General features: G+C 73.9%; 18 protein-coding genes. 8 read left to right on the top strand and 10 right to left on the bottom strand.

The window, feature by feature from the left end:
• Positions 1-335 precede the first annotated feature (335 nt).
• Positions 336-692, top strand: coding sequence for a DUF1844 domain-containing protein (locus tag ACWCRJ_RS06510; RefSeq protein ID WP_037701706.1), 357 nt, complete (start codon positions 336-338; stop codon positions 690-692).
• Positions 693-707: 15 nt separating this feature from the next.
• On the opposite strand, the gene ACWCRJ_RS06505 is transcribed toward ACWCRJ_RS06510, so the two are convergent.
• Positions 708-1,439, bottom strand: a complete 732-nt coding sequence (locus ACWCRJ_RS06505) for an SseB family protein (protein ID WP_450938238.1) — start codon at positions 1,437-1,439, stop codon at positions 708-710.
• A gap of 149 nt (positions 1,440-1,588) precedes the next feature.
• On the opposite strand from ACWCRJ_RS06505, the gene ACWCRJ_RS06500 reads away from it, so the two are divergent.
• Positions 1,589-2,617, top strand: a complete 1,029-nt coding sequence (locus tag ACWCRJ_RS06500; protein ID WP_450938237.1) for a serine hydrolase — start codon at positions 1,589-1,591, stop codon at positions 2,615-2,617.
• A 9-nt stretch (positions 2,618-2,626) separates the two neighbouring features.
• Here ACWCRJ_RS06500 and mycP read toward each other — a convergent pair whose 3' ends face one another.
• A complete protein-coding gene (mycP, locus tag ACWCRJ_RS06495; protein WP_450938236.1) occupies positions 2,627-3,895 on the bottom strand; it encodes a type VII secretion-associated serine protease mycosin in 1,269 nt (422 codons plus the stop codon).
• Positions 3,892-4,866 carry a hypothetical protein gene (locus ACWCRJ_RS06490; RefSeq protein ID WP_450938235.1) on the bottom strand — a complete coding sequence of 325 codons (975 nt, stop codon included), beginning with the start codon at positions 4,864-4,866 and terminating at the stop codon, positions 3,892-3,894. The genes mycP and ACWCRJ_RS06490 overlap by 4 nt, the downstream gene beginning before the upstream one ends.
• A 606-nt stretch (positions 4,867-5,472) precedes the next feature.
• On the opposite strand from ACWCRJ_RS06490, the gene ACWCRJ_RS06485 reads away from it, so the two are divergent.
• Both ACWCRJ_RS06485 and ACWCRJ_RS06480 read left to right on the top strand, forming a co-directional pair.
• Positions 5,473-5,697: a hypothetical protein gene (locus ACWCRJ_RS06485; RefSeq protein ID WP_450938234.1), complete on the top strand. Its 225-nt coding sequence runs from the start codon at positions 5,473-5,475 to the stop codon at positions 5,695-5,697.
• A gap of 866 nt (positions 5,698-6,563) precedes the next feature.
• The gene (locus ACWCRJ_RS06480; protein ID WP_450938233.1) at positions 6,564-7,766 is read left to right on the top strand and encodes an amino acid deaminase/aldolase; all 1,203 of its coding nucleotides are present in this window, start codon (positions 6,564-6,566) and stop codon (positions 7,764-7,766) included.
• An 87-nt stretch (positions 7,767-7,853) separates the two neighbouring features.
• On the opposite strand, the gene ACWCRJ_RS06475 is transcribed toward ACWCRJ_RS06480, so the two are convergent.
• From ACWCRJ_RS06475 to ACWCRJ_RS06460, 4 genes are all read right to left on the bottom strand, one after another.
• A complete protein-coding gene (locus ACWCRJ_RS06475; protein ID WP_450938232.1) occupies positions 7,854-8,780 on the bottom strand; it encodes a DUF2510 domain-containing protein in 927 nt (308 codons plus the stop codon).
• 56 nt (positions 8,781-8,836) lie between these two features.
• Entirely contained in the window at positions 8,837-9,619 is a 783-nt protein-coding gene (locus tag ACWCRJ_RS06470; RefSeq protein ID WP_450938231.1) for a 3-oxoacyl-ACP reductase, read from the bottom strand.
• Positions 9,616-11,019: an aldehyde dehydrogenase family protein gene (locus ACWCRJ_RS06465; RefSeq protein WP_450938230.1), complete on the bottom strand. Its 1,404-nt coding sequence runs from the start codon at positions 11,017-11,019 to the stop codon at positions 9,616-9,618. Before ACWCRJ_RS06465 ends, ACWCRJ_RS06470 begins: the two co-directional genes overlap by 4 nt.
• Positions 11,020-11,165: 146 nt before the next feature.
• The gene (locus ACWCRJ_RS06460; protein ID WP_450938229.1) at positions 11,166-12,524 is read right to left on the bottom strand and encodes a glutamine synthetase family protein; all 1,359 of its coding nucleotides are present in this window, start codon (positions 12,522-12,524) and stop codon (positions 11,166-11,168) included.
• Positions 12,525-12,629: 105 nt separating this feature from the next.
• Between ACWCRJ_RS06460 and ACWCRJ_RS06455 the strand changes: the two genes are divergently transcribed.
• The 3 genes from ACWCRJ_RS06455 to ACWCRJ_RS06445 all read left to right on the top strand — a co-directional run bounded on the left by ACWCRJ_RS06455 (position 12,630) and on the right by ACWCRJ_RS06445 (position 15,718).
• Positions 12,630-13,376, top strand: coding sequence for a FadR/GntR family transcriptional regulator (locus ACWCRJ_RS06455; protein WP_450938228.1), 747 nt, complete (start codon positions 12,630-12,632; stop codon positions 13,374-13,376).
• Between the two features lie 127 nt (positions 13,377-13,503).
• Positions 13,504-14,943, top strand: coding sequence for an ethanolamine permease (gene eat / locus ACWCRJ_RS06450; protein ID WP_450938227.1), 1,440 nt, complete (start codon positions 13,504-13,506; stop codon positions 14,941-14,943).
• A gap of 82 nt (positions 14,944-15,025) precedes the next feature.
• A complete protein-coding gene (locus tag ACWCRJ_RS06445; RefSeq protein ID WP_450938226.1) occupies positions 15,026-15,718 on the top strand; it encodes a gamma-glutamyl-gamma-aminobutyrate hydrolase family protein in 693 nt (230 codons plus the stop codon).
• 142 nt (positions 15,719-15,860) lie between these two features.
• On the opposite strand, the gene ACWCRJ_RS06440 is transcribed toward ACWCRJ_RS06445, so the two are convergent.
• Positions 15,861-16,814: an aminoglycoside phosphotransferase family protein gene (locus tag ACWCRJ_RS06440; RefSeq protein ID WP_450938225.1), complete on the bottom strand. Its 954-nt coding sequence runs from the start codon at positions 16,812-16,814 to the stop codon at positions 15,861-15,863.
• 216 nt (positions 16,815-17,030) lie between these two features.
• Complete coding sequence (locus ACWCRJ_RS06435; RefSeq protein WP_450938224.1) at positions 17,031-17,954, bottom strand: LysR family transcriptional regulator; 924 nt, start codon at positions 17,952-17,954, stop codon at positions 17,031-17,033.
• 70 nt (positions 17,955-18,024) lie between these two features.
• Here ACWCRJ_RS06435 and ACWCRJ_RS06430 point away from each other — a divergent pair, with 70 nt between their 5' ends.
• On the top strand, positions 18,025-19,227 hold the full coding sequence (locus ACWCRJ_RS06430) for a TDT family transporter (protein ID WP_450938223.1): 1,203 nt from the start codon (positions 18,025-18,027) through the stop codon (positions 19,225-19,227).
• On the opposite strand, the gene ACWCRJ_RS06425 is transcribed toward ACWCRJ_RS06430, so the two are convergent.
• Positions 19,154-19,897, bottom strand: coding sequence for a helical backbone metal receptor (locus ACWCRJ_RS06425; protein ID WP_450938222.1), 744 nt, complete (start codon positions 19,895-19,897; stop codon positions 19,154-19,156). The genes ACWCRJ_RS06430 and ACWCRJ_RS06425 overlap by 74 nt on opposite strands.
• Positions 19,898-19,901 lie beyond the last annotated feature (4 nt).

Below are 19,901 nucleotides of genomic sequence, written 5' to 3'. Positions count from 1 at the left end.
CATAGAGACCAACCGTCAGGGGCCATGAAAAATGCCCCGGACGGGACACAGGCGGGGCTCCATGTACTGCCGGAGCACCGCCGCGGGTGTGCCGCGGGGCGCAGTATCGGACGACTCCACCGTCCGTACGGAACGGTGGGGGCCGTCTGACCGGTTGACCTGCCGTCCCGGAGGACAGTCAGGTGGGAGTTCGGAGCCTCCACTTGCGGGCCGGGCACACAGGTGTCCAGCCGGTCGTTGACACCACCATACCGGGTTGAAACCTGGCGTGCCAATCGGGCTGCGCGGGACTCCCGCAGGTGGGGGCGCGCGCGCCGGGGCCTATCGTGTGGGGCATGAGTGAGACCCCTCCTGAGAACCCCGACTTCGACTCGATGACCCGCGACATCGCCGAGGTCCCCGCGGTCGAGGTGATCGTGACCGTCGCCGTCAATCTGATGAGCGCCGCCGCGGTGAAGCTCGGCCTGACGGAGGAGGGCGACAAGTACAAGGACCTGGACGAGGCCCGCAAGCTGGTCACCGCCCTCGCCGGTCTGCTGGACGCGTCCACGACCGAGATCAGCTCCTTCCACGCGGCCCCGCTGCGCGACGGTCTGAAGTCGCTGCAGCTGGCGTTCCGCGAGGCGTCGGTCGTACCGGACGAGCCGGGTCAGGGCCCGGGCGAGAAGTACACGGGCCCGGTCTACGGCTAGACCCCGCGGCGACCGCTACCCCCGTACGTACAAGGGCTCGCCCGGTGGCGTCGCCCCGGCCGGCAGCAGTGCCAGGTCGAGGCCGCGCACCAGGCGGGCCCGTAGTGTCTCGTCGGCGGCGAGGCGGCCCGCGACGGACTGCGCGGCCTCGGCCGGGTCCGCGGACGGGTCGAGGACGAGGGCCAGGGTTCCGTCGGCCCGCCCGGGGCCGAGGTGGGCGCTGAGCACGGCCGGCTCGGCGGCGACGGCCGCGCGGACGGCGTCGCGGACGGCGGGGTCGGCGAGCGGGTCGGTGGTGGTGCGTCCCTCGGCGAGCGCGAGCAGGGCGCGGCCGGTCAGCTCGTAGGTGACGGGACCGGCGAGGTCGAGGACGACCGTGTCCGCCTTCTCGTGCGCGGCGGCCTGCAGCGCCTGGCGCAGGGGCACGGCGACGGGGCGGGCGGCCGGGTCCCAGCGGGCCAGGGAGTCGGTGGAGGTGAAGGCGGGCAGGGCGGTGCGGCCGCCGGCCTTCAGCGTGGGGACGGCCATGTCGCTGGTCTTCTCGCGGCGCAGCCCCCTCTCGTCCACCTCGACCTCGCCGAGCACGGCCACGACGGGCACGAGCAGCCGGGCCCCCTCTAGGGCTTCGAGGACGGGGCCCACGGCCGTGCGGTCCTCCGCCCAGGCGGCGAGCGCGGCGCTCAGCCGGGGGTCGGCGGAACCGTCGTCGTCGGAGAAGCCGGGGTCGGGAATGTTCTTGTTCGCCACGGTCGTCGAGCCTATCGGGGGAGGTCTCCCGGGCGTCCGGCAGGCCGGAAACGTGACGGTCACATCGCTCACGGTTTTCTCAGCCGTCCCTGACACGCATTTAACAAGCGCCTCACCGCACGCACAGCGGAGTCCAGAACCATCGCGGCATGCCGTCATCCGGAGCCCGTCGCCGCGCCCGTCCGTCCGTGCGCCGTCCGCTCGTCCACCTCGCGCTCGTCGCCCTCGTCCTGGTGGGCGGCACGGCCGCCGGGTCCGTGTACATGAGGGCCCGGGCGCAGGACGGCGGGGGTTCCGCCGTATCGTCGTCGGCGTCATCGTCGGTACCGCCCCCGGCCTCCGCTTCCACCGCGCCGGGCGCGGGCGCGGTCGCTGAGGAGGCTTCGGTGGAACCTGTGGCGGCGCCCGAGGCGGACCACGACGCGCTGCTCGCGGCTGCCCTGGCGGAGGTGTCCGTCGAGGACGGGGCGGCGGTGTCGGTGTCGGTGCTGGACGTGGCCTCCGGGGAATCGGCCGGGTACGGGGACGCGCGCTTCGACACCGCGAGCATCGTCAAGCTGAACATCTTGGCGGCCCTGCTGCTGCGGGCCGAGGACGCGGGCCGGCCGCTCACGGCGCGGGAGCGGACGTACGCCTCCGCGATGATCCGGGACAGCGACAACGCGTCCGCGACGGCGCTGTGGAAGGTCATCGGGCAGGCGGGCGGCCTCGACGCCGCGAACGAGCGGTTCGGGCTGACGGACACCGAGGGCGGCGACGGCCTGTACTGGGGCCTCACCCAGACCACGGCGGCCGATCAACTCGCCCTTCTCCGGCAGGTGTTCGGGGACGACGGCACGTCCGAGCTGAGCGCGGCCGCACGGTCGTACGTCCAGGAGCTGATGGGCCGGATCGCCCCGGGGCAGGACTGGGGCGTCTCGGCGGCTGCGTCGGGCGGGGTCGGAGGATCAGGATTCGCCCTGAAGAACGGGTGGTTGCCGCGTACCGCGACCGGGCTGTGGGACATCAACAGTGTCGGCCGGGTGACGGTGGAGGGGCGGGCGTACCTGGTCGCGGTGGTGTCGCACGGCAACACGACGAAGGCGAAGGGGGTCACGCTGGTGGAGGCGGCCGCGCGGGCGGCCGTCTCGGTGTTCGGGGGCACGACGGGTGCGGCGGGGGCGGCCGGCACCTCGTAGGCGCCGCCTTCAGACGATGTACTCGTCGGGCCGGCCGCGACCGCGTCCGCGCCAGACCATCACGGCCATGACCAGCAGGAACGCTCCGACTCCGCCCGCGGCGGGGGCGGCCCAGCCGACGGTCGGGTCCTCCTCCTCGACCGGGTCCGGGCCGGAGCCGAAGTACTTGCCGCCGTACGACGCGGTCTTGAGGTCGTCGGAGGTGAGTTCGATGCCCTTCTCGATGGCGGCCGCCGGGTCGACGAAGCCGAAGCCGCGGGAGTCGTCGCGGCCGCCGGCGGGGGCTTCGCGGGCGGTCTCCTCCAGGAGGCGTTTGACCTGGGCGGGGGTCAGGCTCGGGTGGGCCGCCTTGATGAGGGCGGCGGCGCCGGAGACGAAGGCCGCGGCGGCGCTGGTGCCCCAGCCCTCGTAGTACTTGCGGTCCGGGTCGGCGATGACGACGTCGACGCCGGGGGCGCTGACGGTGGCGTACCAGCGACGGGTGGAGAACGGGGCGCGGTCGCCGTCCTCGTCGACGGCGGTCACCGCGATCACGCCCGGGTAGGCCGCCGGGTAGGAGATGTGGTCGCCCTTCGCGCCGCCGTTGCCGGCCGAGGCGACGACGATCGAGCCCTTCGCCAGGGCGTACTGGACGGCGGCGTCCTCGGAGGGTTCCGGGTGGGCGGACTCGGAGTCGTCGCCGAGGGAGAGGTTGATGACGTCGACGTCCTGGTCGGCGGCCCAGCGGATGCCTTCGGCGAGGGCGTTGCCGCGGGTGCTGCGGGCCTTGGAGCGGGCCGCGTCCTTGTCCTCGAGGATGACGCGGACAGGGAGGATCCGTGCCTCGGGGGCGATGCCGAGGACGCCGTCGGCGTTGTTCGGGCCGTGTCCGTGCCCGGCGATGATCCCGGCCATGGCCGTGCCGTGCCGGGCCCAGGCACGGTCGCCGCGCGAGGCCCCGAAGCCGACCATGTCCCTCGTCGGCAGGATGTTGCCGACGAGGTCCGGGTGCTCGTCGTCGACGCCGGTGTCGAGCACCGCGACGGTGATGCCGGCCCCCTTCGTCGTACGCCATGCCTCCTGTGTGTGCATCGCATCCAGCGCCCACTGCTGGTCCCGGATGCCGTCGGCGTGCGCGGCGGTGGACGGCAGGAGGGCCAGGGAGGCGGCGAGGGGAAGGCTGAGCAGGCGGAGTCGCGGACGCCGGGCACGGCGGCCGGCCCGGGTGGGCGTCACGGCCCGCGCGGTCTCTCCTGCCGGTACGGCGGTCCCGGGGGTTCCGGGTTTCCCTGCGGTCATGAGGGCTGCTCCGTGGCGGACGCGGCGGTCCTGCGCAGGCCGCGTTCGATGCGGTCGGCGAGGCCCTTCGCCTCGTGGCCGAGACCGGACTGGGCGGGTGCGGTGGTGGCGCCGGGCTTCATCGCGTCCTCGGCCGGCTGTGGTTCGGTGACGGTGCGGCCGTCGGCGAAGCCCGAGACGGCGTAGACGACGACGGGGACGTCGGTGAGGACGGAGATCGTCCAGGAGGCCCGCTGGTCGTCGCCGAAGCCGGCCGCGACGGTGTCCTCGGCGGCGTACGGCCTCGGCATCAGGTCGGTGCGGCGGTCCAGCTCGTCCTTCGCGAAGCGGTTCCTGAGCGCGGTCATGGCGGCGGCGTCGGCCTTGGTGAACATCAGGCCGACGGTGATGACGTTGCTGCGGGTCGCGTCGGTGTAGGTGGCGCGCAGCAGCCGCAGACAGCCGACGGGGGCGAGGACCTTGCGCAGCAGCGGGTCGAAGGCGTTCGCGCAGCCGCTGTCGCGCGCGACGGCGATCCGGGTCCAGGTGCGGTCGGTGCCGCCGGGTCCGGCGCCCTCGCCGCGCACGGTGGGCGGGAACAGTTCGTCGACGGGTACGCCGTGCCACAGCTGTCCGGCCACCGCGAAGGTGTCGCGGGAGCCGTCCGCCCCGGGGTCCCCGGTGAGCCAACTCCCGGCCGCCGCACCGCCGATGAGCCCGATGCCGAGCACCACGCACGCGGCCACGGCCGCCGCCCTCGCCCTGGTGGGGCGCGGCCTGCGGCGCGTGGTGTACGGCTCCGGCGCGGTCCACGGCGAGGTGTCCGGCTGCGCGAACGTCACGAAGGGCCGCCCGGCGGCGGCGCCGAGGACGCCGTCGAGGGCTTCGGCGGACCGCCGGGACGAAGCCGACGGAGGCTGCCAGCCGCCGGGACGCTCGGGGGTGAGGGGCCTCGGGTGGGGCGTGCCCTCGGGGGCCCGCTCTTGGGGCATGGGCCGACGCGGGGGCGGCGCGGTGGGCGGGACGGCGCCACCGGAGCCCGGTACGCCGTCACCGGGTGCCTGCGCCGGGGGCTGTGCGGCCGGGCGGGAGGGCGCGCTTGCGGAGGAGCGTGGTGGCGCCTGCTCTGCGGGTGGGCCGGAGGGTCGGGGCGATCGGCCGCCGACAGGTGGGGCCGGGTCGGCCGCCCGGGCTCCCGAGGGCCGTGCGGGACCAGAGGACCGTGCCGGGCCCGAGGACGGTGCCGGGCCCGATGACGGTGCCGGACCCGAGGTCGGTGCCCGACCCGAGGACCGTGGAACGTCCGTCCGCCGTGCGGTGTCACGTGCCGCCGGTGGGGTGTCGGGGAAGCGGGCCGAGGCCGGGGGCGGGGTGTCGTCCGGGCGACCGGCGGCCGGGGGGCCGTCCGGGAAGCGGGACGACGCCGTGGGCGGGGCGTCCGGGAAACGGGTCGGAGCCGCCGGTGGAGCCTTCAGGAAGCGGGTCCAGGCCGCCGGCGGGGCGTCGGGGAAGCGGGCGGAGGCGGCCGGGGGCGGCGGCGCGGTGGCCGGGGTGCCGCCGTTCTGGGCGGCGGTGCGCCGGAAGTCGGAGAAGCGCGGGTGTTCGCCGCGACGCGGGGCGGCGGCGCTGTCCACGGCGGCATCGCCCGCGGGGCTCCGGCCGGCCGTCTGGGCGGCGCCGCGGGCGGGAGCCCGGCCCGCCTCGCCCGGTCCGCGTACGGCATCGCGCCCGGACGCCGTGGCGCCGGAGCCGCGCAGGGGGCCCTGCCCGGCCGGCGGGCGGGAGCCTCGCGGAAGGCCGCCCTGACGGGCCGCCGGGTCTGAGCCGTGCGCGCGGGAAGGCGGGGTGCCGCCCTGGCCGCTGGAACTCCGGCTGTTCTCCGGGGTGTTCGGCGCGTCCGTCGTGCGGGGGTGCCGAACGTCCCGGGGCGCGCCCGGCGTCGAAGAGGGCGCCGAGGACGGGCGGGGCGGAGCGCTGGGCCGTGCGGGCGCGCCCGCCACGGGGGGCCGCTGCGGGCGGCGTGGCACGGTCGGGCCGTTCCCGGCCGAGGGTGCGCGATCCGGGCGGGGCGGGGGGACCGAGGAGCCTCCCACCGGGCCGGAGCCGCGTGGAGAGGAAACCGTGGGGGTCGCACCGGAGGCGGAGGCGCGCGTACCCGAACCGGGCCTACCCGGTGCCGGGGATCGCGTACCCGCGGTGAGCGGGCGGGTGGTCGGGGCGGACGCGCCGCCCGAGGCCGGCGGGCACGTGTCCGGCGCCTCGCTGTCGGACCCGGGTTCCCTCGACGAAGGCCGGGGCGCGGTGCCGGGCGGCGTGGTCGACGGCTCGTGGTCCGGTGGTATGGACGGGCGGGGCGGGACCGGCGGGCGTGGGGGAATGGAGGCGCGCCGCGCTTCCGTGCTCATGCACCCCCCGTTTCCTCGTCCCGTGCGGCCCGGAGGCCGTCCGGGCGTCCGACCGCCCGTGGGGAGCGGTCGTCACGCGTACCGGGACTCGCCCGCCCGCGGTCGCCGTCACCACGGGCAAGCCATACCCGCGGCAGCGGATCCGCATCCCCGTCGAGGTCGTCCCTGCGTGCGCGTCACTCTACGGGTTGGCCGCCGTCGAACGGGAACCAGTACGCCGGCCCGTGGCTTCTGCCCGGAACGTCCCCCTACCCTGCGGTAATCATGTCTGGCAGGCTTCGTGCATGACTGCGCGCGCCGCCGACCGGGCCCGGTACGACCGGGCCACAGCTCATCTCGACGCCCCTCTGGCGATCGTCGACCTCGACGCCTTCGACGCGAACGCCGACGACCTCCTCCGCAGGGCCGGCGGCAAGCCGATCCGCGTCGCGAGCAAGTCCGTTCGCTGCCGGGCGCTCCTGGAGCGGGTCCTGGCCCGTGAGGGCTTCGAGGGCATCATGTCGTTCACCCTCGCCGAGTCCCTGTGGCTGGCCCGCTCCGGGTTCGAGGACGTGCTCCTCGCCTACCCGTCGGCCGACCACGAGGCCTTCGCCGAACTGGCGAGCGACCCCAAGCTCGCCGCCGCCGTGACCGTCATGGTCGACGACCCCGCCCAGCTCCAGCTGATCGACAACTCCCGGCGGGGCGGCACCGAAGTCGTGCGTGTCTGCCTGGAGTTGGACACCTCGCTGAAGCTGCTCGGCGGCCGGGTGCGGGTCGGGGCGCTGCGCTCTCCGCTGCACTCCCCCGCGCAGGTCGCCGACATGGCCCGCGCGGTCGCCGAGCGGCCGGGGTTCAAGCTGGTCGGAATCATGGCGTACGAGGGTCATATCGCCGGTGTGGGCGACGCGGTGGCCGGACGGCCGCTGCGTTCGCGTGCCATCCGGATGATGCAGGCCACCGCGAAGAAGGAGTTGGCCGCGCGTCGGGCCGAAGTGGTGCGCGCCGTACGGCGGGTGGCGCCGGACCTGGAGTTCGTGAACGGCGGCGGCACGGGCAGTGTGCAGCACACGGCGGCGGAGGACTCGGTCACCGAGATCGGTGCCGGCTCCGGGCTCTACGTGCCGCGCCTCTTCGACAACTACACGTCGTTCAGCGGGCGTCCGGCCGCGCTGTTCGCCATGCCGGTGGTACGGCGTCCCGGTGTCGGGGTCGTCACGGTCCTGGGCGGCGGTTACCCGGCCTCCGGCGCGCCCGGCCCCGACCGGCTGCCGGTGCCGTATCTGCCCGAGGGGCTGAGGTACGACCCGCAGGAGGGCCCCGGCGAGGTGCAGACCCCGCTGCTGGGGGCGCCCGCCGACGACCTGCTGCTCGGCGACAAGGTGTGGTTCCGGCACGCCAAGGCCGGTGAGCTGTGCGAGCGGTTCGACGTGCTGCACCTGGTCGAGGGCGACGAGGTGACGGCGGCCGTGCCGACATACCGCGGCGAGGGCCACACGTTCCTGTAGGCGGGGGCGGCGGGAGTCCCGCGCGGGCTCCCGTCCTCCACGTACACCGCTCTCCGCTCTCCACGCGCCCGGGGGGGCGCGGCGGGCTCACGAGGGGCCGAGGCTGCTGCCCACTCCCCCGCCCGCGTCCGTGTCGCCCACCGCGCGGATGCCCTCGACGATCTCGTCGATGTCGTCGACCGGCGGGCCGTCCTCGCCCGCGTCGATGGCGAAGCGGACGAGGACCGGTGCCTCGGAACCGCTGCTGGACGGGAAGACGAGGGACTGGACGTATCCGCCGGGTCCGGCCCCGGTCGTGACGCGCCAGCGCACGTAGTAGCCGGCGCGGCCGGCGACGGCGACCGAGCCGGAGCCGACGACCTCGTGGCCGGTGATGCCGTTGTACGGGCGCCGGTCGAGTTCGTCGCGGTCGTAGGCGTCGTCCGCCGCGTCCTCGATGTCGTTCTCGGCGAGGACCTTCGGGGAGGTCTCGCTGCTGCCGGTGACGGTCCGTGAGACGACCGTGCCCCGGCGGCACAGACCGTTGTCGCCGGGGCAGTCGTAGAGGCCGTCGTCCGTGACCAGGACCGCGTCGTCCTCGGCCGACCCGTCGCCGTCCTCCCAGCCGTCGGGGATCGGGAACGTGATGCCGTTGAGGTCGTCCACGACGACGGTCGGGTCGCCGGTGGGGGACCCGGTGACGGGCTTCGTCGGGGTCGGGCTGTCGTCTCCGCCGGGGTCGGGGGCCGGGGAGGTCGTCGCGGTCCTCGTCTCCTGACCGCCGCCCGCGTCCCCGTCACCGCCGAGCAGGAGGACGCCGCCCGTGACCGCCCCGGCGACCAGGACGGCCCCGGCGGCGGCCAGCGCGACGACCTTGGTGCGGCCGGGGCCGCGCGCGGGCGGCCCCGGCCGGAGCACCGGCGGCACGGGCTGCTCCGGCTGGCGCCGGTGGTCGGTCCACGCGGTCCCGTCCCACCAGCGTTCGGTGAGCGGGTAGGACGGGTCGCGGTACCAGCCGGGCGGCGAACTGCTCATCCCGGCACTTTAATCACACCGACCGTGCCGGTGCTCCGGTCACCGGGGCGGACTGTCTAGACCGGGGTGACATACGCGCCCGCGATACCGCCGTCGACCAGGAAGTCGGTGGCGTTGACGAAGGACGAGTCGTCACTGGCGAGGAACGCGACGGCGGCCGCGATCTCGTCGGCCTCGGCGAAGCGGCCGACCGGGATGTGCACGAGCCGGCGCGCGGCCCGCTCCGGGTCCTTCGCGAACAGCTCCTGCAGCAGCGGGGTGTTGACCGGCCCCGGGCAGAGCGCGTTGACGCGGATGCCCTCCCGCGCGAACTGCACGCCCAGCTCCCGGGACATGGCCAGCACACCGCCCTTGGAGGCCGTGTACGAGATCTGGGAGGTCGCCGCGCCCATGCGGGCCACGAAGGACGCGGTGTTGATGATCGAGCCCTTGCCCTGGCTGCGCATGTAGGGGATCGCGGCCTTGCAGCACAGGTACACGGAGGTGAGGTTGACCTCCTGGACCCGCTTCCAGGCATCCAGGCCGGTCTCCAGGATGGAGTCGTCGTCGGGCGGCGAGATGCCCGCGTTGTTGAAGGCGATGTCGACGCTGCCGTAGGTGTCGAACGCGGTCTTGAACAGCGCGTCGACCTGCTCGGCGTCGGTGACGTCGACCTTGACGAAGAGCCCGCCGACCTCCTCGGCGGCCGACTTGCCGCGTGCCTCGTCCAGGTCGCCGCAGACGACGTGCGCGCCCTCGGCGGCGAGCCGGCGCGCGGTGGCGAGGCCGATGCCGCTGCCGGCACCGGTGATGACGGCGGTGCGGCCGACCAGGCGGCGGCAGATGTTTTCCGATGTCACTGTGCGGAGCCCTCCGTGCTGATGAAGACGTTCTTGGTTTCGGTGAAGGCGGTCAGGGCGTCGGGGCCGAGTTCGCGGCCGATGCCGGACTGCTTGAACCCGCCGAAGGGGGTCCAGTAGCGGACGCTGGAGTGGGAGTTGACGGACAGGTTGCCCGCGCGGACGGCCTGGGAGACGCGCAGCGCGCGCCCGACGTCCCGGGTCCAGATGGAGCCGGAGAGGCCGTAGGGGGTGTCGTTGGCGAGGCGGATCGCGTCGGCCTCGTCCTCGAAGGGCAGGACGACCGCGACGGGGCCGAAGACCTCCTCGGCGGCCACCCGGGCGTCGGGCGCGACGCCGGTCAGGACGGTCGGCGGGAACCAGAAGCCGGGGCCCTCGGGCGCCTTGCCGCGGATGCCGGGCGCGTCCGGGTCGACGTAGGCGCGGACGCGGTCCAGCTGGATCCGGGAGATGAGCGGGCCCATCTGGGTGGCCTCGTCGGCCGGGTCGCCGACGCGGACGGACTCGATGCCGGGGGCGAGGAGGTCGAGGAAGCGGTCGTAGGCGGAGCGCTGTACGAGGATGCGGGTACGGGCGCAGCAGTCCTGGCCGGAGTTGTCGAGGAACGACATGGGGGCGGCCGCGGCGGCTGCCTCCAGGTCGGAGTCGGCGAAGACGATGTTGGGGCTCTTGCCGCCGAGTTCGAGGGTGACGCGCTTGAGCAGTGCCGAGCCCTTGGCCAGCACCTGCTTGCCCACGGCCGTCGACCCGGTGAAGACGATCTTCGCGACGCCGGGGTGCTCGACCAGGGCGTTGCCGGTGACGCGGCCGTGGCCGGGCAGCACCTGGAACAGGCCCTCGGGGAGCCCTGCCTCGCGGGCCAGCTCGGCGAGGCGCAGCGCGGTGAGCGGTGTCGTCTCGGCGGGCTTGAGGAGGACGGCGTTGCCTGCCGCGAGCGCGGGGGCGACGCCCCACGCCGCGATGGGCATCGGGAAGTTCCAGGGGGCGATCACCGCGACGACGCCGAGCGGTTCGAGGAAGGTGACGTTGAGACCACCGGCCACCGGGATCTGGTGGCCGGTGAGCCGCTCGACGCCGCCGGCCGCGTAGTCGAGCAGGTCCCGGACGTTGCCGGCCTCCCAGCGGGCGTTGCCGATGGTGTGTCCGGCCTCCCGGACCTCCAGCAGCGCCAGCTCCTCCAGGTGCTCGTCCACGGTCACCGCGAAGCGGCGCAGCAGCCGGGCGCGGTCGCCCGGAGCGGTGGTGGCCCACAGCCGCTGGGCCTTCGTCGCCAGGGCCACGGCCGCGTCGACGTCCGCCGCCGTGGCGGCCGCGACGGTGGCGACGACCTCCTCGGTGGCGGGGTTCAGTACCTGGAGCTGCTGCTCGTACTGCTGGGACTGCTGGGACTGCTCGGACAAGTCAGGGCCTCTCACAGCGGGTGCGTCACGGCGTGCTCGGTGACGCACGGACGTGCTCGGTGACGCACGGACGTGCTCGGTGACGCACGGACCTACGTCGGTTACTCACGGACCTACGTCGGTGACTCACGGACCTACTCGGTGACTCACAGGCGTTCGAAGGAGCGGCGCAGCTCCCAGTCGGTCACGGCGGCGTCGAAGGCGGCCAGCTCGACGCGGGCCATGTTGCTGTAGTGCGCGACGACCTCCTCGCCGAAGGCGGCCTTGGCGATGGGGCTGTTCTCCCACAGCTCGGCGGCCTCGCGGAGGGTGGTCGGCACCTGGTCGTACCCGGCGGCGTACGCGTTCCCGGTGCACACCTCCGGCAGTTCGAGCTTCTGCTCGATGCCGTACAGCCCGGCCGCGATCAGCCCGGAGACGGCGAGGTGCGGGTTGACGTCACCGCCGGGGAGCCGGTTCTCGAAACGCATCGAGCGGCCGTGACCGACGACCCGCAGGGCGCAGGTCCGGTTGTCGTACCCCCAGGCCACGGCGGTCGGCGCGAAGGAGCCCGGCTGGAACCGCTTGTAGGAGTTGATGTTGGGCGCGTAGAGCAGCGAGAAGTCGCGGAGCGCGGCGAGCTGTCCGGCGAGGAAGTGGCGCATCACCGGCGACATGTCGTGGCCGTCGGCCATGGCGTTGGTGCCGTCGGCGTTCGCCAGGGACAGGTGGATGTGGCAGGAGTTGCCCTCGCGCTCGTTGAACTTCGCCATGAAGGTGAGCGAGACGCCCTCCTGCGAGGCGATCTCCTTGGCGCCGGTCTTGTAGACCGCGTGCTGGTCGCAGGTGACCAGGGCATCGTCGTACTTGAACACGATCTCGTGCTGGCCGGGGTTGCACTCGCCCTTGGCGGACTCGACGGTCAGCCCGGCGGCCTCCATCTCGTTGCGGATGCGCCGCAGCAGGGGCTCGATACGGCCGGTGCCGAGGACCGAGTAGTCGATGTTGTACTGATTCGCCGGGGTCAGCCCCTTGTAACCGGCGTCCCAGGCCTGCTCGTAGGTGTCCTTGAAGACGATGAACTCCAGCTCGGTGCCGACGTTGGCCGTGTAGCCCAGTTCGGCGAGGCGCTCCAGCTGGCGGCGCAGGATCTGGCGGGGCGCGGCGACGACCGGTGAGCCGTCGTTCCAGGCGAGGTCGGCGATGAGCATCGCCGTACCCTCGTTCCATGGCACCCGGCGCAGGGTGCTCAGGTCCGGGTGCATGGCGAAGTCGCCGTAGCCGCGGTCCCAGGAGGACATCGCGTAACCGTCGACGGTGTTCATCTCGGTGTCGACGGCGAGCAGGTAGTTGCAGCCCTCGGTGCCATGGGCGAGCACGTCGTCGAGGAAGAAGCGCGCGGCGAACCGCTTGCCCTGGAGGCGCCCTTGCATGTCGGGGAAGGCCAGGACGACAGTGTCGATCTCACCGGCCGCGACGAGGGTGTGCAGCTCCTCGACGGTGAGCGGGGGTGTGCGGTCTGCCACGGGAAAGCCTCCTAGGGGCTTCTTCGGCCACCCCGGAGGCATTCAGCCATCCGGGAGCCATAAGGTATTACCCATAACCATTAGTTGGGAAGGGGCAACGTCCACATGTCGCAGACAGGGGCGGAACCGGGCACTCCCTGGGCCGACGACCGGCTGGCGTCCGTACTGCGGCCGGTGCGGGCGGGCAACGGCTTCGAGGAGGCGCTTGAGCAGATCATGCAGGTCGTCCGGCTCGGCCTGGTGCCGGGCGGCGAACGGCTGCCGGCGGAACGCGAGTTGGCCGAGCGGCTCGGGATCAGCCGGGTGACGCTGCGCGAGGTGCTCAAGGTCCTGCAGGACCAGGGCCTGATCGAGGCACGGCGCGGGCGGTACGGGGGCACGTTCGTGCTGCCGCGGGTCGCCACGCCGGGCGAGGACGAGCTGCGCCGCCGACTGAAGGGGATCGACGTCGAGGACACGCTGCGCTTCCGCGAGGTGCTGGAGGTGGGCGCGGCGGGGCTGTGCGCGGCACATGGTCTGACCAGCGAGGAGGTCGAGCGGCTGCGGGCGGCCCTGACCCGCACGCACAACGCGCCGCTCACGGAGTACCGCCGTCTGGACACCCTGCTGCATCTCACGATCGCCGAGCTGTCCGGCTCCCCCACGCTCGCCGGTCAGTACGCGGCCGTCCGCGCCGGGGTCAACGACCTGCTGGACTGCATCCCGCTGCTGGTGCGGAACCTGGAGCACTCCCAGCAGCAGCACACGGCCCTGGTGGAGGCGGTGCTGGACGAGGACGCCGAGGCGGCGCGGGAGATCATGCGGGAGCACTGCTCCGGCACGGCGGCCCTGCTGCGTGGCTTCCTCGGATGAGTGCGCGCCCGCCGCTCGATCTCCCCGATGAGCACGTATTTACGCTCGCTTAACGCAGGGGTATTGCTTTTCGGCCACCCACCCCACAAAGGTATGGATCCATTCCTTTGAGTGGGGAGAGTGCGCCATGTCCCTGAAAGACACGGACACCGCCGATGCGGCGGACGACTACCTGGAGCGCCGAACGCTCCGCCGGGGCAGCGCCGGCTGGGTACTGCTGACCGGCCTCGGCGTCGCCTATGTCGTCTCCGGCGACTTCTCCGGCTGGAACCTCGGCCTGGCGGAGGGCGGCTTCGGCGGCCTGGCGATCGCCACGGTGCTGATGGGCACCATGTACGCCTGCATGGTCTTCGCCCTCGCCGAACTCTCGGCGATCCTGCCCACGGCTGGCGGCGGCTACGGCTTCGCACGCCGGGCGCTCGGCCCGTGGGGCGGCTTCCTGACCGGTACGGCGATCCTGATCGAGTACGTGCTCGCCCCGGCCGCCATCGTGATCTTCATCGGCGACTACGTCGAGTCACTGGGCCTCTTCGGCCTGACGTCGAGCTGGCCGGTCTATCTGTTCTGCTTCGCGTTCTTCATCGCCATCCACCTGTGGGGCGTCGGCGAGGCACTGATCGCGAGCTTCGTCGTCACCGGCTTCGCGGTCTTCGCCCTGATCGTGTTCGCACTGGGCGCGCTGCCCGACTTCAGCGTGGCCGCCCTCGACGACATCCCGGTCGACTCCTCGGCGTTCGGCGCCAGTTCATGGCTGCCCATGGGGCTGCTGGGCATCTGGGCGGCGTTCCCGTTCGGCATGTGGTTCTTCCTGGGCGTCGAGGGTGTGCCGCTGGCCGCCGAGGAGACCAAGGACCCGGCCCGCGCGCTGCCCAAGGCGATCCGCTGGTCGATGGGCGTCCTCGTGGTGCTGGCGGTGATCACCTTCTTCGCCGCGGCCGGGGCGCGCGGCTCCGCCGCGATCCAGGACGCCGGCAACCCGCTGGTCGAGGCGCTCCAGCCGGACGGAGAGGCCACCCCGCTCAGCCTGTTCGTGAACTACGCCGGTCTGGCCGGCCTCGTCGCCTCGTTCTTCTCCCTGATCTACGCGGGCTCCCGGCAGCTGTTCGCCCTGTCCCGGGCCGGCTACCTGCCCCGAATCCTGTCCCTCACCAGCAAGCGCAAGGCCCCCTACCTGGGCCTGCTGGTGCCGGGCACGATCGGCTTCGCGCTGGCCACCGCCACCGGGGACGGCGGCCGGATGCTGAACATCGCCGTCTTCGGCGCCACGATCAGCTACGCGCTGATGTCGCTGTCACACATCGTCCTGCGCCGCCGGGAGCCGGATCTGGAGCGGCCGTACCGCACGCCGGGCGGTGTACTGACCTCCTCGGTCGCCCTCGTCCTCGCGTGCTCTGCGCTGGTGGCGACCTTCCTGGTGGACGTGACGGCCGCGATCATCGCGCTCGTCGTGTACGCGGTCGCGGCGGCGTACTTCGGTCTCTACAGCCGCAGGCACCTGGTGGCGAAGGCCCCGGAGGAGGAATTCGCCGCGCTGGCCGCCGCCGAGGCAGAGTTGGCACGGGACTGACCGCCGCCATGGCACCGGCGCGGTGCCACGGGTCCCGGGGGTTCCACAGGTTCGACGAGTGACGAGCAGGGAGCGAGCACGCGTGACCAGGCCGCTGATCGGTGTGAGTACGTATCTGGAGTCCGGCGCGCGCTGGGGCGTCTGGGAGCTGGAGGCGGCCCTGTTGCCGGTCGGCTATCCCCGGCTCGTACAGGCGGCGGGCGGCGTCGCCGCGATGCTGCCGCCGGACGATCCGTCGTACGCCGCCGGGGCGGTCGCCCGCCTCGACGGCCTGGTCATCGCGGGCGGGCCCGACGTGGACCCCGCCCTCTACGGCGCCGAGCGCTCCCCGCGCTGCGGCCCGCCCGCGCCGCTGCGCGACGCGTGGGAGCTGGCCCTGATCCGGGCGGCGCTGGACACCGGTACGCCCCTGCTCGGCATCTGCCGCGGCATGCAGTTGCTGAACGTCGCCCTCGGCGGCACCCTCGTCCAGCACCTCGACGACCACGTCGTCGAGGTCGGCGTCTTCGGCCGCCACCCCGTCAAGCCCGTGCCCGGCACGCGGTACGCGGACATCAACGCCGAGGAGACCGACGTCCCGACCTACCACCACCAAGCGGTGGACCGCCTCGGCACCGGCCTCGTCCCCTCGGCCCACGCCTCCGACGGCACGATCGAGGCCATCGAACTCCCCCACCCCGCCTGGGCCATGGGCGTCCAGTGGCACCCCGAAATGGGCGAGGACACCCGAGTGATGCAAGCCCTGACAGAGGCATCGGCCTGCCGGGTCACCTGAGTCGCCGGGGGCGCCTGACTCGCCGGGGTCACCTGACTGGCCGGGGGCGCCTGACTCGCCGGGGGTGACAGGGGCGACAGGGGCGACAGGGGCGACAGGGGTGAATGTAGCCCCGATCTGATCCCCGGCCCCGAGCCGCCTCCTACCCGAGCCGTGTCCTCAGCCATTCCAGTGCCGCGTCTCCCTGGGCACGCTGGAACGGGCGGAGGGTCGGAATGCCGGGGACCGGTGGTCTGCGGGAATGCTCGGTCAGAAAGCCCGCGAAGGCGGCCAGGGTGGCGGTGACGGCGGCGGGGTCGGCGTCCCGGCCCAGGGGGTGCGCCGTGAAGACCGCCTCGGGGTCGGGCCCGCCCTGGGCCCTGACGCAGGGCAGCAGCAACAGCAGGTCGAACCAGGGCGCGGCCCCGCTGCGGGCGTGCGGCCAGTCGACGAAGACGACCCGGCCGTCCGTTGTCAACAGCATGTTGTCGGCACGCAGATCGCAGTGCGCGAGGGTGTCCCCGACAGCGAGATCGGCCCAGCGGGCGGCGAGTTCGGCGAGTCGTGGCAGATGCCGCGCGGCCCAGGGATCGAGTCCCTCGCCCGAGTCCCCCTGGTCGATCATCCGCTGCCAGCCCCGGAAGTTGTCCGTCAGGCTCTCCACGAGGGGCTGCGCGGCGATGGGCGCGGGCGTGAGCGTACGACTCAGCTCCCCCACCGCGTCCAGGACGGTCCGCAACTCGTCCTCCCGCCAGGGGACATGTGGCTGTCGACCCACCACGTCCTCGAACACCAGAGCCACCCAGGTGCCGTCGTCGTACGTGCCGAGCAGCCGGGGCGCGGGTACGTCCGTCGGCAGCGCGGCGGCGCTGTGGGCCTCGCGGCGGTGGATCCCCGGGCTGTCGGCGTTGGCGTGGGCACTCACCGCCTTCACGAAGGCTCGGCGGCCTCCGGCCGTGACGACCCGCGCGGCGACGCCGGGTGAGAAACCGCCGGACTGGGTGACCGCCCCCGTCACCGGCGCACCGAGCACGTCCGCGACGGCGTCACGCGCCGCGACGGGCAGAGCCTGCCAAGGCGTCCGGACACCGGTGGCGGGTGGGGCGGTGGGGATCATGACTGCCATGGTGGGGGTTCCCGGCTGCCCCGTGCGAAGGATTTTCCGGGCGGCGGCCTGTCCCCTCGGCTCCCGCGCCCCTCAAGGAGCCGCAGGCCCCCTTGCGAGCGCGGGGAACTGCGCGAGAAGCCCCACCGACCCGCGCCGGGTGGCGAAGGCGCGCAGCCCCTGGGGGATGGGCCGGGCAGGGGCGGCCGGGGCGAGGAAATGCCGGCCTCAACCGGCCGCAGGCCCCCGCGTCAGCCCCAGCAGATCCCGGGCCGGCCCCGCGGGCCGATGTCCGGTGGGCCAGACCGCCCGGAGGGCCCGTCGCAGACGCACACCGGCGACGGGGATGGGAACCAGGCGGCGGGCGGACAGCTCCTCGCCGAGGGCCAGCTCGCTCAGGACGGCCGGCCCGGCGCCGCTCAGCGCGGAGGACTTGACCGCCGTGGTGGAGGACAGCTCGATGAGGGGGCGGGCCAGGCTCCCGAGCGCCCCCTCCAGGACCTGCCGCGTCCCGGACCCCTTCTCCCGGAGGATCAGCGGCGTGGCGGCCAGCTCGGCCGCCTCCACGGGCTTGCGGCGACGGGCCCAGGGATGGCCGGGCGCGGTCACGACGATCAGGTGGTCGTGCGCGATCACGACCGCGTCCAGCCCGGCCGGCACCGTGGGTCCCTCGACGAACCCCAGGTCGGCCTCGTCCGCGAGCAGCCGCTCCGCGACGACCGTCGAGTTGCCCGCGAGGAGCGAGACGGCCGTGTCCGGACGCGCGGCGCGCAGCGCGATGAGCCAGCCGGGCAGCAGATACTCGGCGATGGTCATGCTCGCCGCCACCCGCAGCCGGGAGTCGCGCCGGTCACGCAGCGCCTGCGCGCCCACGTCGAACGCCTCGGCCGCCTCCACGATCCGCCGGGCCCAGTCCGTGACCAGCGCCCCCGCGTCGGTGAGCCGGGACCCGCGCGGCGACCGGTCGACCAGGGCGACACCCAGTTGCCGTTCCATGGAGCGGATCCGGCTGCTCGCGGCCGGCTGGGTGATCCCCAGCTCCCGGGCCGCCCGCCCGAGCGAACCCAGCCGGGCCACGGCCAGCAGCAGTTCGAGCGCCCCGAGATCCGGCACCCGATGAGCCAGCCCGCCCCGCCCCTCGCTCTCACTCATAACCCCAGCTTATGTCCCCATACATCCGAACTCTCTGGCGGGCCCCGCGCGGCGGCGCGACGCTCGGCACATGGCCACCGCAGTCCGCCCACCCCGAACGGCCCGCCCCGCCCCTACGGCCCGCCGCACCCGCCCCTCCCCGCCCCGCCCCGGCACCCGCCCCCGCCTTCCCGCCCTGCGCCACCTCGGCCCCCAGTGGTACGCCCCGGTCATGGGCACCGCGATCGTGGCCGCCGCCGGTGCCGGGCTCCCGCTGGACCTCCCGGGCCGGCGGACGGTCTGCGCGGCGTTCTGGGCGCTCGCGCTCCTCGCCCTGGTCACCGTGCTCGGCGCCCGCGCCCTGCACTGGATCCACCACCGCGACCAGGCCCGCGCCCACCTGCTCGACCCGGCCGTGGCCCCCTTCCACGGCTGTCTGTCCATGGCCCTGGCGGCCGTCGGCGGCGGCGCCCTCCTCGTCGGCCGGGACTGGATCGGGCTCCGGGCGGCCGTCGCGCTGGACGTCGTGCTCTTCGGCGCCGGGACGGTCACGGGCCTGGTGGCCGCCGTCGTGGTGCCGTACCTGATGATCGTCCGGCACCGGATCGAGCCGGACGGCGTCACCCCCGTCCTGCTCCTCCCCCTCGTCGCACCCATGGTGTCCGCCGCGCTCGGCCCGCTGCTGGTCCCGTATCTGCCGCCCGGGCAGGCCCGGCAGACGCTGCTGCTCGGCTGTCTCGCCCTGTTCGGGCTGAGCCTGTCGGCCACGCTGCTCGTCCTGCCGCCGGTGTTCGGCCGGCTGGTCACCGCGGGGCCGCTGCCGCTCGCCCTCACGCCGAGCCTGTTCCTCGTCCTCGGACCGCTCGGGCAGTCGACCACCGCCGTCGCCAACCTCGCCGACGCGGCCCCCGGCGCCGTGCCGGCCCCGTCCCCGCACGTCCTCACCGCGTTCGCCGTCCTCTACGGCGTGCCCGTCATGGGCTTCGCACTGCTCTGGCTCGCGCTCGCCGTGGCCCTGGTCCTGCGGGCCGGCCGGCGGGGCATGGGGTTCTCGATGGCGTGGTGGGCCTTCACCTTCCCGGTGGGCACCTGCGCGACCGGCGCGGAGGGGCTGGCCCGGCACACCGGGCTCGTCGCTCTCGACGCCCTGGCCGTGGCGCTGTTCGCGCTGCTGCTGGCGGCCTGGGCGACGGCCGCCGCGCACACCGCGCGCGGACTGATCAGCGGCGAGCTGCTCGCAGCGCCTCGCCCAGCACCCGCGGAGCCGTGGCCAACGACGGCCCGTACCAGGTGAGATGGCGCCCGCTCACCAGGGCGCACGGCAGCCCGGGGAACGCCTCGGGCCCGTCGTCCGCGGTGAAGCGGTACGGCTCGTCGGGCAGGACCACGACGTCCGGCGCGGCGGCCCGCAGCTCCTCGACGGGGACACGGGGGTAGCGCTCCGCGTGCCCGGCGTACAGATGGTCCACGCCGAGCCGCGCGAGCACGTCACCGGCGAAGGTGTCCCGGCCGAGGACCATCCAGGGCCGGCGCCAGACGGGCACCACGGCGGTCGTACGACGGCCGGGGCCGGCCACGGCCTCCGGCGGGCCCGACCACGCCGACTCCGCCTCGTCCAGCCAGCCCGGCCGGGACCGGGCTCCGCAGGCGCGCAGCACCCGGTCCAGTTCGGTGAAGGCGCCCGGCACGTCCCGCACCTCGGTGACGAGGACCTCGACACCCGCCTCGCGCAGAGCGGTGAGATCGGGCTCGCGGTTCTCCTCCTCGTTGGCGATCACGAGGTCGGGGCCGAGGCGGGCGATGACGTCGGTCTTGGGGTTCTTGGTTCCGCCGATGCGTACGACATCGAGATCACCCGGGTGGGCGCACCAGTCGGTGGCGCCGACCAGCACACCGGGCAGCGTGACGGCGACGGCCTCCGTCAGTGACGGCACCAGGGAGACGACACGGGACACGGAGCGCACGGCG

This window comes from Streptomyces sp. NPDC002324 (assembly GCF_053593335.1).
Note: the sequence above shows the minus strand (reverse complement) of the source record. Positions and strands in the feature narration are given on the sequence as shown.